This window comes from Rhodopseudomonas faecalis, from assembly GCF_003217325.1.
GTDB classification, from domain to species: Bacteria; Pseudomonadota; Alphaproteobacteria; order Rhizobiales; family Xanthobacteraceae; genus Rhodopseudomonas; species Rhodopseudomonas faecalis.
This window is the reverse complement of the sequence record NZ_QJTI01000002.1, coordinates 48,137-63,750: the sequence shown is the minus strand read 5'-3', so window position 1 is coordinate 63,750 and position 15,614 is coordinate 48,137. Positions and strand designations below refer to the sequence as shown.

The 15,614-nt window shown below is 64.3% G+C and carries 15 protein-coding genes and 2 pseudogenes; 8 read left to right on the top strand and 9 right to left on the bottom strand.

The genetic code is table 11. The annotated features are described in order from the left end of the window. Positions 1-3 precede the first annotated feature (3 nt). The 3 genes from BJ122_RS02015 to BJ122_RS02005 all read left to right on the top strand — a co-directional run bounded on the left by BJ122_RS02015 (position 4) and on the right by BJ122_RS02005 (position 4,345). Positions 4-1,581, top strand: coding sequence for a fatty acid--CoA ligase (locus BJ122_RS02015; protein WP_110779504.1), 1,578 nt, complete (start codon positions 4-6; stop codon positions 1,579-1,581). A gap of 335 nt (positions 1,582-1,916) precedes the next feature. Then, on the top strand, positions 1,917-3,305 hold the full coding sequence (locus BJ122_RS02010) for a glutamate-1-semialdehyde 2,1-aminomutase (RefSeq protein WP_110779503.1): 1,389 nt from the start codon (positions 1,917-1,919) through the stop codon (positions 3,303-3,305). A gap of 260 nt (positions 3,306-3,565) precedes the next feature. Next, the gene (locus tag BJ122_RS02005; RefSeq protein ID WP_110779502.1) at positions 3,566-4,345 is read left to right on the top strand and encodes an enoyl-CoA hydratase-related protein; all 780 of its coding nucleotides are present in this window, start codon (positions 3,566-3,568) and stop codon (positions 4,343-4,345) included. Between the two features lie 96 nt (positions 4,346-4,441). Here the strand turns inward: BJ122_RS02005 and BJ122_RS02000 are convergent, their stop codons facing one another. Next, on the bottom strand, positions 4,442-5,239 hold the full coding sequence (locus tag BJ122_RS02000) for an enoyl-CoA hydratase/isomerase (RefSeq protein ID WP_110779501.1): 798 nt from the start codon (positions 5,237-5,239) through the stop codon (positions 4,442-4,444). A 168-nt stretch (positions 5,240-5,407) separates the two neighbouring features. On the opposite strand from BJ122_RS02000, the pseudogene BJ122_RS19115 reads away from it, so the two are divergent. Both BJ122_RS19115 and BJ122_RS19860 read left to right on the top strand, forming a co-directional pair. Beyond that, positions 5,408-5,509, top strand: a pseudogene (locus BJ122_RS19115) (2-deoxy-D-gluconate 3-dehydrogenase); the annotation flags it as partial. Beyond that, positions 5,504-5,587, top strand: a pseudogene (locus BJ122_RS19860) (2-deoxy-D-gluconate 3-dehydrogenase); the annotation flags it as partial. The pseudogenes BJ122_RS19115 and BJ122_RS19860, both read left to right, overlap by 6 nt. A 13-nt stretch (positions 5,588-5,600) precedes the next feature. Here BJ122_RS19860 and otnI read toward each other — a convergent pair. From otnI to BJ122_RS01955, 8 genes are all read right to left on the bottom strand, one after another. Then, positions 5,601-6,389: a 2-oxo-tetronate isomerase gene (gene otnI / locus BJ122_RS01990; protein ID WP_110779499.1), complete on the bottom strand. Its 789-nt coding sequence runs from the start codon at positions 6,387-6,389 to the stop codon at positions 5,601-5,603. Between the two features lie 168 nt (positions 6,390-6,557). Continuing rightward, a complete protein-coding gene (locus tag BJ122_RS01985; protein ID WP_110779498.1) occupies positions 6,558-6,782 on the bottom strand; it encodes a hypothetical protein in 225 nt (74 codons plus the stop codon). Between the two features lie 40 nt (positions 6,783-6,822). Further along, positions 6,823-7,527 (bottom strand): ABC transporter ATP-binding protein, encoded by a 705-nt coding sequence (locus BJ122_RS01980; protein ID WP_110779497.1) that lies wholly within the window; start codon positions 7,525-7,527, stop codon positions 6,823-6,825. Continuing rightward, positions 7,511-8,242: an ABC transporter ATP-binding protein gene (locus BJ122_RS01975; protein WP_103012617.1), complete on the bottom strand. Its 732-nt coding sequence runs from the start codon at positions 8,240-8,242 to the stop codon at positions 7,511-7,513. The genes BJ122_RS01980 and BJ122_RS01975 overlap by 17 nt, the downstream gene beginning before the upstream one ends. After that, the gene (locus BJ122_RS01970) at positions 8,239-9,219 is read right to left on the bottom strand and encodes a branched-chain amino acid ABC transporter permease (RefSeq protein WP_110779496.1); all 981 of its coding nucleotides are present in this window, start codon (positions 9,217-9,219) and stop codon (positions 8,239-8,241) included. Before BJ122_RS01970 ends, BJ122_RS01975 begins: the two co-directional genes overlap by 4 nt. Next, the gene (locus BJ122_RS01965) at positions 9,219-10,076 is read right to left on the bottom strand and encodes a branched-chain amino acid ABC transporter permease (RefSeq protein ID WP_110779495.1); all 858 of its coding nucleotides are present in this window, start codon (positions 10,074-10,076) and stop codon (positions 9,219-9,221) included. Before BJ122_RS01965 ends, BJ122_RS01970 begins: the two co-directional genes overlap by 1 nt. A gap of 138 nt (positions 10,077-10,214) precedes the next feature. Then, positions 10,215-11,459 carry an ABC transporter substrate-binding protein gene (locus tag BJ122_RS01960; RefSeq protein ID WP_103012614.1) on the bottom strand — a complete coding sequence of 415 codons (1,245 nt, stop codon included), beginning with the start codon at positions 11,457-11,459 and terminating at the stop codon, positions 10,215-10,217. A gap of 58 nt (positions 11,460-11,517) precedes the next feature. Beyond that, positions 11,518-12,330 carry a putative hydro-lyase gene (locus tag BJ122_RS01955; RefSeq protein ID WP_110779494.1) on the bottom strand — a complete coding sequence of 271 codons (813 nt, stop codon included), beginning with the start codon at positions 12,328-12,330 and terminating at the stop codon, positions 11,518-11,520. A 112-nt stretch (positions 12,331-12,442) separates the two neighbouring features. Between BJ122_RS01955 and BJ122_RS01950 the strand changes: the two genes are divergently transcribed. The 3 genes from BJ122_RS01950 (at position 12,443) to BJ122_RS01940 (ending at position 15,562) form a co-directional block, all read left to right on the top strand. Next, positions 12,443-13,402, top strand: coding sequence for a LysR family transcriptional regulator (locus BJ122_RS01950; protein ID WP_110779493.1), 960 nt, complete (start codon positions 12,443-12,445; stop codon positions 13,400-13,402). A gap of 237 nt (positions 13,403-13,639) precedes the next feature. Then, a complete protein-coding gene (locus BJ122_RS01945; RefSeq protein WP_110779492.1) occupies positions 13,640-14,563 on the top strand; it encodes an NAD(P)-dependent oxidoreductase in 924 nt (307 codons plus the stop codon). Between the two features lie 183 nt (positions 14,564-14,746). Further along, positions 14,747-15,562, top strand: a complete 816-nt coding sequence (locus tag BJ122_RS01940) for a hypothetical protein (RefSeq protein ID WP_110779491.1) — start codon at positions 14,747-14,749, stop codon at positions 15,560-15,562. Positions 15,563-15,614 lie beyond the last annotated feature (52 nt).

Below are 15,614 nucleotides of genomic sequence, written 5' to 3'. Positions count from 1 at the left end.
AACATGTATGGCCCGAGGGAAGCGGCCACACTGGCCGATGTCGTGCGCCTGCAGGCCAAGGCGCGCGGTGATCAGATCGCATTCGAGTTTGAGGGGCGCTGCACCTCGTTCGCCGCGCTCGACCGCCATACCAACCAGGTCGCGCACGCTTTGATCGCCACCGGGCTAAAGCCGGGGCAGCGCATCGCCTATCTCGGTAAGAACAGCGACGCCTATTTCGAGCTGTTGCTCGGCGCCACCAAAGCCGGCGTGGTGATGACGCCGATCAATTGGCGGCTGGCCGACCCGGAGGTTGTGTATATCGTCAACGACTGCAAAGCGGTGCTGCTGTTTGTCGGCCACGGCTATGTCGACGAGGCGCGGCGGCTGCGCGATCAATTCACCAGTGTCAGCACCATCATCACCACCGAGGGCGACGCGCCGGACTGGCCGGACTACACGGCCTGGCGCAACGCTCAGCCAAGCAGCGATCCCGGCATCGCGCTGCAGGAAAGCGCGGTCGCGATCCAGCTCTACACCTCCGGCACCACCGGCCATCCCAAGGGCGCGATGCTGAGCCACGGCAATCTGCTGGCGTTGGTGCGCGCCAACGGCACCGAACCGCCGGAGTGGTATCGCTGGAGCAGCGACGACGTCTCGCTGGTGGCGATGCCGATCTTCCATATCGGCGGCTCGGGCTGGGGCGTGCTCGGCGTGTTCCACGGCGCGCGCGGCGTGATCGCGCGTGAATTCGAGCCGCACAAGGTGCTCGATCTGTTCGAGCAGCACGGCATCACCAAACTGTTCATGGTGCCGGCGGCGATGCAGTTCGTGGTGCGGCAGCCGCGCACAAGGCAGATGGATTTTTCGCGGCTGCGCTACATGATGTATGGCGCCTCGCCGATCCCGGCGGCGCTGCTCAAGGAGTGCATCAACGTCTTCAAATGCGGTTTCGTGCAGATGTACGGCATGACAGAAACCACCGGCACCATCGTGGCGCTGGCGCCGGAAGACCACGACGTCGAGTCCGAAAAGATCCGCTCGGCCGGCAAGGCGCTGCCCGGCGTCGAACTGGCTATCCTCGACCCGGACGGCAACCGGCTGCCGCCGCGCATGATCGGCGAGATTGCCACCCGCTCGGCGTCGAACATGATCGGCTATTGGAACCTGCCGGAGGCGACCGCGCGCGCCATCGATGGCGACAATTGGCTGCGCACCGGCGATGCCGGCTATCTCGATGAAGACGGCTTTCTGTACATTCACGACCGCATCAAGGACATGATCATTTCCGGCGGCGAGAACATCTATCCGGCCGAAGTGGAGAGCGCGTTGTGCGACCACCCCGACGTCGCCGAGGCCGCGGTGATCGGCATTCCCGACGATCTGTGGGGCGAAACGGTCAAGGCCATGGTGGTGCTGAAACCCGGCCGCGAACTGAGCGCGCATGATCTGATCGCATTCGCGCATCAGCGCATCGCCAAGTTCAAGACGCCGCGCTCGATCGACTTCTTGCCGGAACTACCGCGCAATGGCTCCGGCAAGATCCTGCGCCGCGAACTACGCGCGCCCTATTGGGTCGGCAAGGATCGCCAGGTCAATTAACGGCGCCAGATTTGGCCTCGCCGTCCGTAGCGATCGGGGCAGTGATCCGTCGCGTCTGATAGGCTGACGCGCCGCAGGTGCAACGTAGCCACACGCGATAGTTGCCTCACCAAGACACCGAAAATGTGGCAGCGAATCCGCGGAACCGGGAAGTGCCCGTTCGGCTGACGATGCTTTTAGGTCGTTTCTTCTGAGGGTTGCAGTCAGGTCCATCGAAGGAACAAATGCCCGGGGGGCAGGAATCTTGATCAAAGCTTGGCAAATTTGAGATTGCTCAACTTCGCGCAGACCGTCAGCGTCATGGTCCTGCAAGTTTTGATTGCAGGGCAGGTCCAATGAAGCACCAACGAATCACAAGTGAGCGCGCCAAGCTCGCGGGCGTCGTCTCTTCCATCGATTTCGCTTCTCGCTTCGCTGGTTCCAGCGCCCTGCGAGGTCGCGCTCATGCCGTCATTCCTGGCGGGGCGCATACTTACGCCAAGGGCGATGATCAATACCCGCTGATTGCGCCCGGCTTCATCGAACGCGGCCTCGGCTGTCATGTCTGGGATGTCGATGGCAATGCCTTCATCGAATATGGCATGGGGCTACGCGCGGTGACGCTCGGCCACGCCTACCCCGCGGTGATCGCCGCCGCCGCTCGGCAAATGGAGCTTGGCGCCAACTTCACCCGCCCCTCGCCGTTGGAACTGCAATGCGCCGAAGCGCTGTTGCAGGTGGCCCCCAGCGCCGACATGGTGAAATTCACCAAGGACGGCTCAACCGCGACCACGGCGGCGGTGCGGCTGGCGCGCGCCTATACCGGCCGCGACATGATCGCGGTATGCGCCGATCACCCGTTCTTTTCCTATGACGACTGGGCGATCTGCACCACGCCAATGAGCGCCGGCATTCCGCATCAGGTGTCGGGCCTGACGCTCAGCTTCCGCTACAACGACATTCCCGGCGTGGCGGCGATGTTCGCGGCCTGCCCGGGCCGGATCGCCGCGCTGATCCTGGAAGCCGCCAAGGATGTCGAGCCCGCGCCCGGCTATCTCAGCGCCCTGCGCGAGCTGTGCCATCGCAATGGCGCGCTGCTGATCCTCGACGAGATGATCACGGGGTTCCGCTGGCCCGACCAGAGCGCGCAGCGCCATTATGGCGTCGAGGCTGATCTGTCCACCTTCGGCAAGGCGCTCGGCAATGGCTTTGCGGTGTCCGCGCTGGTCGGCAAGCGCGACATCATGCGGCTTGGCGGTGCTGACCACGACAGCAATCGGGTGTTCCTGCTGTCCGCCACCCATGGCGCCGAGAGCCATGCTTTGGCCGCCGCGCTGGCGGTGATGGACATCTATCGCACCGAGCCGGTGGTCGAGACCCTGGCCCGGCAAGGCGAACGGCTGCGCGCAGGCGTGGAAGCCGCCGCCGAGCGCCACGGGGTCAGCGAGTACTTCCAGCTGCGCGGTCCGCCCTGCAATCTGGTCTATATCTGCCGTGATCACGACGGTGCGCCATCCCAGCTATTCCGGACCTTGTTCTTGCAGGAGACCATTCGGCGCGGCGTGCTGGCGCCGTCGCTGGTGGTCAGCTACTCGCACGGCGATGCCGAGATCGACCACACCATCGACGCCGTCGACGGCGCACTCGGTATCTATCGCCGCGCGCTGGAAGACGGTGTGGAAGCGCATCTGGTCGGCCGGCCGGTCAGGCCGGTGTTCCGCTGCCACGGCGATCTGCATCACTGATGCCGGGCGGACAGCACCACCCCTCGCCGACTGATTTGCGACCGCGGGCAGCCAGTGCTGGCCGCTCGGCGCTATCAAGTAGTTCGCGATCACCATCCGGTATGTAGATGCCTTGGCGCAGGCGCTTAGCTGCTATCTCGCTTCAGCAAGCCCACAACTAAAAAGCGGTTGTACTTCGCGCCTCGCTCTCGTAAGTCTCCGAGGGTACAGGGAGAAAGCGCAATCACTGCGCGCAATCATAGCGGAATCAGGGGATCACGATGTCGTTACAGTTTTCCACGGTCGATCGCCGTGGACGGGTGACTATTGTCACCTTGTCACGTCCCGACGTGATGAATGCGCTGCACAGCGATGCCCATTTCGAGCTGCACCAAGTTTTTAATGAATTCGCGAGTGACCCCGACCAGTGGGTGGCGATTGTCACCGGCGCCGGAGATCGGGCGTTTTGCGCCGGCAACGACCTGAAATGGCAGGCCTCCGGCGGGCGGCGCGGCTGGGATAGCAGTGGCTTCGCCGGGCTGACCGCGCGCTTCGATTGCGACAAGCCGATCATCGCCGCGGTCAACGGCGTGGCAATGGGCGGCGGTTTCGAGGTCGCGCTGGCCTGCGACCTGATCATCGCATCCGAAAACGCCGTGTTTGCGCTGCCGGAGCCTCGGGTCGGGCTGGCGGCGCTGGCGGGCGGGCTGCACCGGCTGCCGCGCCAGATCGGCATGAAGCGCGCGATGGGCATGATCCTCACCGGCCGCCATGTCAGCGCCAAGGAAGGTTATGAGCTCGGCTTCGTCAACGAGGTGGTGCCGCAGGGCGAAGCGCTGGAGGCCGCCGAACGCTGGGCCGAGCAGATCTGCAAGAACAGCCCGATGTCGGTCCGCGCCTCGAAACAGGCCACCCAGATGGGCTCGATGGTGACGCTGGAACAGGCGATCGCCGACCAGCGCGACTATCCGGCCGTGCGCGCCATGATCGCCTCACAAGACTATATTGAAGGCCCGAAAGCGTTCGCGGAAAAGCGAATACCGCGCTGGCTGGGGAAGTAATCGTCTCGCCGGCGCGCCGCCGTCCACCGGAGGCGCGCCACATCTCTCAAACACGCAGACGACGCTGACAGCAACGCCGTGCGGTAACTTGCCGGGTTACTTGCCCTTGAACTGCGCCGGCCGCTTTTGCAGGAACGCGGTGACGCCTTCGATGAAATCGCCCGCTGAACCGGCGATCTGCTGCGCCTCGAATTCCAGATTGAGCTGATCCTCAAAACTGTTCTCCGAGCTGTCCCAATAGAGCTTGCGGATCAGCGACAGCGCCACGGTCGGCCCAGCGGCGAGTTCGCGCGCCATCTTCATGGTCTCGTCCCAAAACACCGCATCGTCATAGACGCGGTTGACGAGGCCCCATTGCAGCGCGGTTTCAGCCGGCAGCTTTTCGCCGAGCAGCGACAGTTCGAGCGCGCGCGCCTTGCCGATCAGGCGCGGCAGCAGCCAGGTCGAGCCGCAATCCGGCACCAGTCCAATGCGGCGGAACGCCTGCAGAAAGTAGCTGGAGCGCGTGCACAGGATCATGTCGCCCATCATCGCAAAGCTCATGCCGGCGCCAGCCGCCGGGCCATTGACCGCAGTGACGATCGGACAATGCAGCTTGCGCAGCCGGCGCAGGAACGGGTGAAACGCGGTTTCCAGCGCCGCGCCCGCGAGCTTGCCGGTGCTCATCTGGTTGTTGTTGCCGCGGCCCTGCAGATTGGCGCCCGTGCAGAACGCACGGCCGGCGCCGGTGATCACCAGACAACGCACCTCGGCCTTCTTGTCCTCGATCGCGTCGAGTGCCTGCGACAGCCCGCCGAGCATATCGACCGAGACGGCATTCATCACCTCCTGATGATCAAGCGTCAGGATCGCGACGGCACCGTCGAACGCAAGTGTGGCGTGTTTGAACTGCATGGGCTTCCTCAATCAGTCCGCGCGGTTGATCCCGCGCGATGGAATTCGATTTGGTTGTTCGCTGCATATTTGATTTTTCGCGCCCGCTTGTCCATGGTCGTCTGGTCACACCGCCCTCACGCAAGGACGCGCGGTCAACGCGCGCCGCTACAGCTGGAAACGCGCCGCATGACCGACACAAACATCTTCGATCTCAGCGGCCGGGTCGCGGTCGTCACCGGCGGTAATGGCGGCATCGGCCTTGGCATGGCGCGCGCCTTGGCGCTCGCGGTGTATCTGATGAGCCGTGCCTCGTCCTATCACACCACCGATACGCTGGTGATCGACGGCGGCTACACCGCGTTCTAACGCTGCGCGGTGGCTATCGCGGCGCCGTCTTGCGCGCATAGCGCTGAAACCAGCCGAGCCCGGCGACGGTGTCGCCGCGCGGCCAATATTCGCAGCCGACAAAGCCCGTGTAGCCGAGCCGGTCGAGCTCGTCGAACAGGAACGGATAGTTCAGCTCCTCGCCATCTGGTTCCTGCCGCGACGGCACACTGGCGATTTGGATATGGCCGATGATCGGCAATAGCTCGCGCAGCCGCATGGTCACATCGCCATGCAAAATCTGGCAGTGATAGAGGTCGAGTTGCAGCTTGACGTTCGGGATCTGCAGCTCACGGATGAGATCGCGCGCGAAATCGACGTCGTTGAGAAAATAGCCCGGCATGTCGCGGCCGTTAATGGGTTCGATCAGCACGTCGATGCCGTGCGGCGCGAAGAAATGCGCCGCCACCGCCAGCGATTTGCGAAATGCCGCCACCGTCGCGATATCGTGCCGGTCGGCGATCCCGGCCATCATATGCACGCGCTTGGCGCCGGTCGCCTGCGCATAAGGCAGCGCGCGGCGCAGACTATCCTGCAATTCCGCGAATTTGTCCGGTCGGGCGGCAAAGCCGCGTTCGCCGCTCGCCCAATCGCCGGGCCACAGATTGAACAGCGCCTGGGTCAGGCCGTGCCGCTCCAGCCGGTCGCCGAGCGCTCCCGGCGCGTAGTCATAGGGGAACAGCATCTCCACCGCTGTAAACCCGGCCGCCGCCGCTGCCGCGAAGCGCTCGAGCAGCGGCACTTCGGTGAACATCAGCGTCAGATTGGCAGCGAAGCGTGGCATGGCAGCTTACGAGCGTGCGCTCTCCTCCGATCGTTGATTGTTAACGCAGTCTGTCATTGCCGGCGCAGCGAAGCAATCGCGCTGAACGCGCGCCTACGCCCCGCCACCGTCATTGCGCGCGGAGCGAAGCAATCCAGCTTGATCCAAGAACTCTGGATTGCTTCGTCGCTACGCTCCTCGCAATGACGGCGAGGACCAAACCCGGCTCTCGCCGCGACGATGCTCATCGAGCGCTTCATCAGCCAAACGATCGAGCAGACCTGCCGACGCGTCGTCGGCGAGACGGCGATCGAAACGTGTTGCATCAAAGGCAGCAAACCACGCCCGAAAACGCGCCAATTGGTCGTCGGGAAGCTTTTCGACAGCCTTCTCGATGTCTTCAACGCTGCTCATGGCATAAGCCTAGCAAATTGCTGCGGGGGCGCAACCTCGCTCACAACCCCAGATACGCCTTGCGGACGTCGGGGTTGTCGCCGATGTCGGCGGCGGTGCCCTGCATCAAAATCTTGCCGGTTTGCAGGATGTAAGCGCGGTCGGCGATCTCCAGACACTCGGCCATGCGCTGCTCGACGATCAGCACCGTCATGCCGGTGTCGCGGATGGTCTTCACCGCCCGAAAAATCTCGTCGACCAGTTTGGGCATGATGCCTTGCGACGGCTCGTCCAGCATCAACAGCCGCGGCCGCGTCATCAGCGCGCGGCCGATCGCCAGCATCTGCTGCTCGCCGCCCGACAGCGTTTCAGCGCGCTGATCCAGCCGTTCCTGCAACCGCGGGAACATTTGGAACACAAGGTCGAGCGGCGCCTCGCGATCGGCCTTGCCGCGATACATGTAGCTGCCGAGCCGCAGATTGTCGGCGACCGACAGCCGCGGGAACAGCCGACGGTTTTCCGGCACATAAGCGATCCCGCGCGCGGTGATCTGATGCTGCGGCAGACCATCGATACGCTGGCCATCGAAGGTCACGGTGCCGGAGCGCGGCCGCTCCGCGCCCGCAATCGATTTCACCAGCGTCGATTTGCCGGCGCCATTGGCCCCGGCCACCAGCACGATCTCGCCCTTGGCGACCTCGATCGACACTTCGGAAATGGCGACCAGGCCCTGATAGGCGGTGGTGATCTCATGCACCGACAGCATGACGATCTCCCAAGTAAGCAGAGATGACTTTCGGATCGCGGACAATATCGGCAGGCTTGCCTTCGACCAGCACCTTGCCGAGATCGAGCACGATGGCGCGATCGACCAGCGGCATCACGATCTCCATGACGTGTTCCACCATCAGCACCGTGACGCCGGAAGCGCGCACGCGCCGCACCAATTCGACGCCCTTCTCGGCCTCCTTGGCGGTCAGCCCGGTCAGCACCTCGTCGAGCAGCAGCAGTTTTGGCTCGGTGGCGAGCGCGCGCGCCACCTCAAGCCGGCGCTTTTCCGAGGGAATGAGATCGCTGGCCGGCACCTCGGCGCGCGCATCGAGGCCGCAAAACTCCAGCACCTCATGGGCCTTGCGCCGCGCCTCGCGCATCACCGTGGTGCGGACCAGCGCGCCGACGATGACATTGTCGATCACGCTCATGGTCTCAAAGCTTTTGACGACCTGGAAGGTGCGCGCGATGCCGCGCCGGCAGCGCTCCGCGGCCGGCAGCCGCGTGACATCCTCGCCGTTGAAGATGATCGAGCCCTGGGTCGGCGGCCGCACCCCGGCGATCAGATTGAACAGCGTCGATTTGCCGGCGCCGTTCGGCCCGATCAGCCCGACGATTTCGCCGGGCTCGACCGCGATCGAGACATCGCTATTGGCGACCAGGCCGCCAAAGCGCTGCCACACCGCCTTGGTTTCCAGCAGCGGACTCATCGCGCGCCTCCCTTACGGCGCCGCGAGAACAGGCCGAGCACCCCCTCCGGCCGCGCCAGCGCGATCAGCACGATCAGGCTGCCATAGACGATCAGATCGACGCCGCGGCCCGAGCCGCCGATGAACGAGCGCGTCAGCTCGGTGACCGGGATCAGGATCGCGGCGCCGAGCACCGGGCCCCACAGCGTGCCGATGCCGCCCAGCACCGCAGGCAGCGCCATCAGCAGCGAGAAGTGGAAGCTCATCACGCTTTCCGGATCGATATAGGACACGAACTGCGCATAGAACGCGCCGCCGACCGCGGTGAAGAACGCCGACACCGCGGCCGCGCCCATCTTGGAGTTGAACACCACCACGCCGAGGCTTTCGGCGGCTTCCGGATTATCCTTTACCGCGCGCCACCAAAAACCCCATTTGGAGTTTTCCAGCCAGAACGTCACCAGCCAGACCACGCAGCACAGCGCCAGCGCGAAGTAGAAATACGGCAGCTTGGAGCGCGTGAACTGGAAGGTCGCCCAGGAATCGCTGCGCACCGGAATGTCGATGCCGAGCGCGGCGCCGGCCCAGTCCCAGTTCAGGAACAAAAGATAGGCGATTTCCGCGATCACGATGGTGGCAATCACGAAGTAATGGCCTTTGAGGCGGAAGGTCGGATAGCCGAGCGCCAGCGCGATCAGCGCCGAGATCAAGCCGCCGGTCAGCATGCCGAACCATGGCAGCACGCCGAATTTGGTGAACAGCAGCGCGGTGGTGTAGGCGCCGAGCCCGAAATACAGCGCATGGCCGAGTGAAATCTGCCCGCAATAGCCGCCCAGGATATTCCAGGCCTGCGACAGCGCGGCATACATCAGCGTCAGGATCAGGATGTTTTGGACATAGACGTCCTTGATGAACACCGGGGCGAGCGCCGCGAGGCAAGTCAGCACGGCGGCCAGAATGAGATCGCGTCGGCGGCGCTGAGCGAAGCTGTTATCCATCAGATCGACCCGAACAGGCCACGCGGCCTAATGAACACCACCAGCAGATAGACCGCGTAGATGCCCACCGCTTTCAGCGACGGCGGCAGCACCAGCGCGGTGGTCGCCTCCACCAGTCCGACGATGATGCCGCCGGCAAAGGCGCCGAGCGCTACCGTGACATAGGCGATCAGCGCGAACGAGGCGCCGACATCCGGATAGATGTAGAAGAACATCGCCATGATCGCGCCGGCCAGCCCGACCAGCGCCGCGCCCAGGCCCCAGCCGACCGCGAACACCCGGTTCTTGTCGATGCCGACCAGCGCCACCGCGCCGGCATCCTCGCGCGTCGCCTCGAGCGCGCGGCCAAAGTCGGTCTTCTTGATGAAGAAGAACAGCGCGGTGAACGCCGCCAGCGACACCGCCGCGCCGACCAGCTGCGGCACCGGCAGAAATACCCCGCCGATCGATATCGTCTGGCCGCCGAGCCAGGAGGTATTGATGCTGCGATAATCCGGCGTGAAGAAGAACTGCGCCAGCCCGCGCATCACAATCGCCAGCCCGAAGGTGGCGAAGATCTGCACCATGCCGACGTTACTTCTGGCCCGCATCGCGAAGCGTATCACTAATATGTAGATCACGGCGCCGAACACGAACAGCGCCGCCGCCACGAATGGTGCCGCGAGCAGCGGATCGATCGCGAAGAACACGAACAGGAAGAACGTCGTGTACATCGCGATCATCAGGAACTCGCCATGGGCGAAGTTCACGACGTCCATCAGCCCGAAGATCAGGGCTAGCCCTGCCGCGATCAGGCCGTATAGCAGGCCCATCAACAGGCCACTCGCCAGGGATTGGATGATGGTGGCAGTCGTCAAATGAAACGCTCCGAAGCGAGGTCGATCATGACCGTCATTGCGAGCAGCGCAGCAGCGAAGCAATCCTTTTCAAGCTCTGAACTGTGGATTGCTTCGCGCCGTTCGTGACCGGCCGGAACGGTGCCCGGCCGCGGCCGATTACGGCATCGGCCACACCGCTTCCGCCACCGCAGCCTGCGGCGGGAAGATGGTGACGAACTTGCCGCCGTTATATTGCAGTAGCACCGGGTCGGCGTCGTTGTTCTGGCCGCTCTCGTCGAACTTGACCCGCTTCCAGGGCATGATGGTCTGCTCGCCCGGCAGGTCGGTGGCGACCAATGCCTCGCGGATCTTGTCGCCGTCGGTGGACTTGGCGCGATTGATGGCCTCGGCCATCACGATCAGCCCCATGAATTGCCGCGACGAATAGTCGTTAAAATCCTTGCCGGACTTCGCCTTGTACAATTCGTTGATCTTGCCGACCATCGGCCGCTTGGCCGCCAGATCCAGCGAGAACGAGCCGCGCGAAATCACCCCGGCCACCTTGTCGCCGACCGCGTCATACAGCGCCTTTTCCGAGAAGCCGGCATCCTGGGCCACGATGTTCTTGGCCTTGTAGCCGAGCTCGCCCATGGTCTTGATCAGCAGAATGGCGTCGGTGGTGTAGCTCGACGGCATCAGCACGTCGGCATCGGCCGCCTTGAGCTGCTGCACCTCGGCGGTCAGCGACGGCGAGTTGGCGCGATATTTGATATCGGCCACCACCTTGTAGCCGCGCTCCTTGGCGAGCTTGAGCTGAGCGTTCGAGGAGTCGGTGCCGAAGATGGTGTCCTCGTGGAACAGCGCCAGCGTCTCGATCTTGCGGCCCTTGGCCTTCTCGGCGTCGAAGAAGTCGAACATCGCGGTCGAGAACATCTCGTCATGCGGTGCCGGCCGGAAATAATATTTGAGGCCGCGGCGATGCAGGCTCGGCGAGGAATTGTCGGCCGACAGGAACGGCACCTGATAGCGCTCGCAGATCTGGCTGACGGTGACCGCCACCGAGCTCTGATAGGTGCCAATGATGGCGCTGACCTTGTCCTGGGTGATCAGCCGCTCGGCTTCGGCGCGGCCCTTCTGCGGGTCGGCCTGGTGGTCGGCAAACACCAGCCGTACCTTGGCGCCGCCCAGCCCCGGCAATCCGGTGCCGCGCGCCAGCGGCAGGTCGAAATCATGGTCGCCATTGATCAGTTCGGCTGCGGTTTCAAACGCCTTCTGGGCATCGACGCCGATCTGCGCCGAAGCGCCGGACAGCGGATAAATCACGCCGATCACCACTTCGGAAGTTTGGGCCTGGGCCGCGAGCGGCAGCATCGCGAGGGAGGCCGCGCCTCCGAGCAGAACTTGACGTCGGTCGATGAGCATGGAGCGATCCTTCTTTGCGGGCGCTATGGTGTGATCAGCACATCTGGGGCTGACGGTCTCATAGAACGGCAAGCTGCTTGTTCTGGAGGTCAGTGACAAGCATCAGGCCGGGCGAATGCGTGATCGCGAACGGCACGCGCGCCGCTGCGATCACCGCCTGCGGCGTGACACCGCAGGCCCAGAACACGGGTATTTCGTCATCATGGATCGGCACCGGGTCGCCATAGTCCGGCTTGGCGAGATCGCTGATACCGATCAAATGCGGCAGCCCCAGATGCACCGGGGCGCCATGTACCGAGGGGAAGCGCGAGGTGATCTGCACCGCGCGGATCGCATCGGCTGGCTTCATCGGTCGCATCGATACCACCATTGGCCCGGCGAACGGCCCGGCCGGGACGCAAGCGATATTGGTGCGATACATCGGCACGCGTACGCCAAGCTCGATATGACGGATCGGCAGCCCCTCGGCGAGCAGCGCTTCCTCGAAGGAGAACGAACAGCCGATCACGAATGCGACCAGATCGTCACGCCAATGGCTGAGGATGTCGCCCGGCTCATCGATCAATTCGCCGTCGCGCCACACCCGGTAGCGCGGCAGATCAGTGCGGATGTCGAGATCGCGGCCGAGTGCTGGAATATGCGGGCTGCCAACATCGGAAATGCCGACGATCGGACAGGGCTTTGGGTTCTGCTGACAGAAGCGATGGAATGCCGCGGCGAGCGTTTCCGGCAGGATGGCCAGATTGCCCTGGACATAGCCGGGAGCCAGCCCGGCGGTCTGTGTCACCTGCCCGGCCCGGCAATCGAGCCGCGCCTGCAGTGCTGGCTGCCGTTCCGGTTCCCGGACCTTATTTGCCGCCGAAACAGTCATCGCACCTCCCTGCTTATCAACTCGACAGCAGTGGAACCCAGCTCTACTATTAAGTCTAATCGTCTCTCATGATGGATGTCGATAAAAATGCGTTATCCGCAAGGGAGCTGTGATGGCGGATTTCAAGGCGATTGAGACATTCCTCTGGGTGGTGACTCTCGGCAGCTTCCGCGGCGCGGCCCAGCGGCTGAACACCACGCAGCCCGCGATCTCGCAGCGGATCGCTCAGCTCGAACAAGAGCTTGGCGTGAAGCTGCTGCAGCGCGACCACCGCGCGGTGTCGCCGACCCCGAGCGGCCGGCAGATGCTCACTTACGCCGAGAAACTAATCCGGCTGCGAGCTGAAATGCTGGCCGTGGTCGGCGACCCTTGCTCGATGCGCGGCGTGCTGCGGCTCGGCGTCGCAGAGACCATTGTCCACACCTGGCTGTCGCAGCTGATCAAGAGCGTCAACAACGCCTACCCCAATTTGTCGCTGGAAATCGAAGTCGATATCACCCCGAATCTGCGCGCCCGGCTGTTGGCGCAGGAGATCGACCTCGCCTTCCTGCTCGGGCCGCCGACCGCGCCCAATGTGCGCAGCCGGGTGCTCAGCCATTATCCAATCGGCTTCCTGGCCAGCCCCTCGCTCGGGCTCGGCTCCGGCAAGCTGACGGTGGAAGAACTGGCGCGCTTCCCGATCATCACCTTCCCGCGTAAAACCCAGCCCTATGAGGTGGTGCGCTCGCTGTTCAATCGGCCAGAACTGCCGCCGATCCGGCTGCACGCCTCGGCCTCGCTCGCCACCGTGATTCACATGGCGCTTGAAGGGCTCGGCATCGCGGTGATTCCCAATGCGATCGTCGAAAGCGAACTCGCCAGCGGCCGGCTGCAATCGCTGCACACCGACCTGCACGTGCCGCCGCTGACCTTCTCGGCGAGCTGGCTGGCCTCCGCCGACACCATCGCGATCGAGCGGATCGCCGACCTTGCCTCCTCGATTTCCCAGGCCGGCGGCTTCATGGAGGAGCATCCGGCGCCTTCGGCGGCAGCTACCCACAGCAAACAAATCTCGCGCGAGCCGATCGGTTGACGGCGCCGCGGCGGCGCGCCATTCAAGGTACACCGTCGGCCACGGCGCGAATCCCGGATCTCGTCGCATGCGCAAGGCGCCTTAACGGCGGACTGCCAGCTGCAGACTGGTTCTGCCCGGCGACCGCCACGCGGCGGGACGCGCAGGCCCGGACCAGGTCTGTGCTATCGCGAAGTCTGTGCTATCGCGGACCGGCGACACGCCGTTGAAGTCATACCGAGCGGATCGGAGATCCTGGTGCACGCCGTTTTCATCGATGCCAGCGAGACATTGGGCTCCCTGTTCGAACGGCTGCCGACGCCGCTGGATCTGCCGCTGATCGTGCATCGCGATCCCGACATCCGGCCGGAGGAAATTCCGCAGGTGCTGTTCGGCAACGCGCCGATCGCAATCATTGATCACACCGCCTTGCCGACCGCGATCGCGCGGCGCTGCGTCGGCCTCAAGCACGTGATCTTTCTCGGCACCGGCGCGCGCAGCTACATGAATCCGGAAGAACTCGCCGAGCTTGGCATTCAGGTGCATCTGATCCGCGGCTATGGCGACACCGCCGTGGCCGAATGCGCGATCGCGCTGATGTGGGCTGGCGCCCGCAATCTCGGCCTGATGGACCGCGCCATGCGCCGCGGCGAGTGGCGCCGCGATGACGGCGTGCAGCTGACCGGTAAGACGCTCGGCCTGATCGGCTTTGGCGGCATCGGCACCGAAGTGGCGCGGCTGGCGCTTGGCATCGGCATGAAGGTGCTGGCTTGGAACCGGACGCCCAAGAGCCATGACGGCGTCGAATTCGTCGATATCGATACGCTGCTGGCGCAAAGCGATGTGGTGTCGCTGCATCTGCTGCTCACCGACGAGACCCGCGGATTTCTGTCGCGCGCGCGCATTGCGGCGATGAAGCCGGGCGCGATGCTGGTCAACACCGCGCGCGGCGCGCTGGTCGATGAGGATGCGATGATCGAGGCGCTGCAAAGCGGCCAGATCCGCCACGCTGGGCTTGATGTCTATTGCATCGAGCCGCTGCCGGCCGATCATCCGCTGACCAGCCTGCCCAATGTCACGCTGTCGGCGCACTCGGCGTTCCGCACCCCGGAGGCCAGCGAAAACCTGGTGCAGGCCGCGCTGCAGCACTGCCGGCGGATCGTCGCCGAGAGCCTGAGCTGACGGCCGCGCCGTCGCTTGGGGACGAACGCACGAGCAACGCGGCGCCGCGCACGGCACGCGCGAACGTTGTAATCACAGCAAAATTGGCAATTAGCTACCGCGGGCAGCCGCCAATCCGGCTATCCGAATCAAATCGCTTGAACCACGATCGTGTCACACTTTGCGTATTTGCAGGGGGTGCACATGAAGGACTGGATTGCGGTATTCGCTGTTGCACTGGTGATGATTGTCGGCGCAGCCGCCGGGCTCTCTGGAACCTTGGCGTTTCTGCTGACCTTTGTGATTGCCTGGTACTTGCTGACGGCGCGCGAACACGGCTTTGCCAATGCGCGGCGCGCCCTTGGTATCAACTTTGCGCCGCCGCTATGGACGGCTGCTAATTGGCGGCAACTCACCGCGCTGTTTGATGATGACCGCAAGCTGATCAAGTCAACCGCGGTGGCGCTGGTGACGCTGAGCGCCGCGCTGATCCTGAGCCGCAGTTTTGCCTATGCGATCGCGGCGATCTTCGCGGTGCTCTATGCGTCCGACATCTGGCGCGGCGGGCCGCCGCCACGTTACGCCCGCGTCCCCGATGCCGGCGCCACCACCAGCGAGCAACCGGCGTCGCCGACGCGCGCCCAGCCAGACGCAGGATCAGGACCAGGATCAGGATCAGGATCAGGATCAGCACCAAGCTCGACAGCGGGCGGCGGCACCAGCGCGGGGAAACGTGCCGCCTATCGACCGCTGAAGCGGCAGAAGCTGCGGCGCCCGCCGCTGCGGCCCCGCCGGTTCGGCGCGGCCGCGCGCGACACCAGCAAGCGCCGTGGCCGCAAACCGGCCAAACCATCGGCCTGGATGTTGCATCCGCTGCCGAGCCGCAAGCCCGACACCCCGATGATCGCGCTCAAGCCGCGCAAGCTGGTGCGGCCGCGGCTTGGACAACGGCGACGGCTGCTGCTCAAGCCGCCGACGCAGCTGAAACCCACGGTGCGCCGCCCGGCCAGCAGCAAGTAACCGCGGCGCCACCGATCTGCGTTCAGATTGCCGCGTGGCACTCTTTCCGATG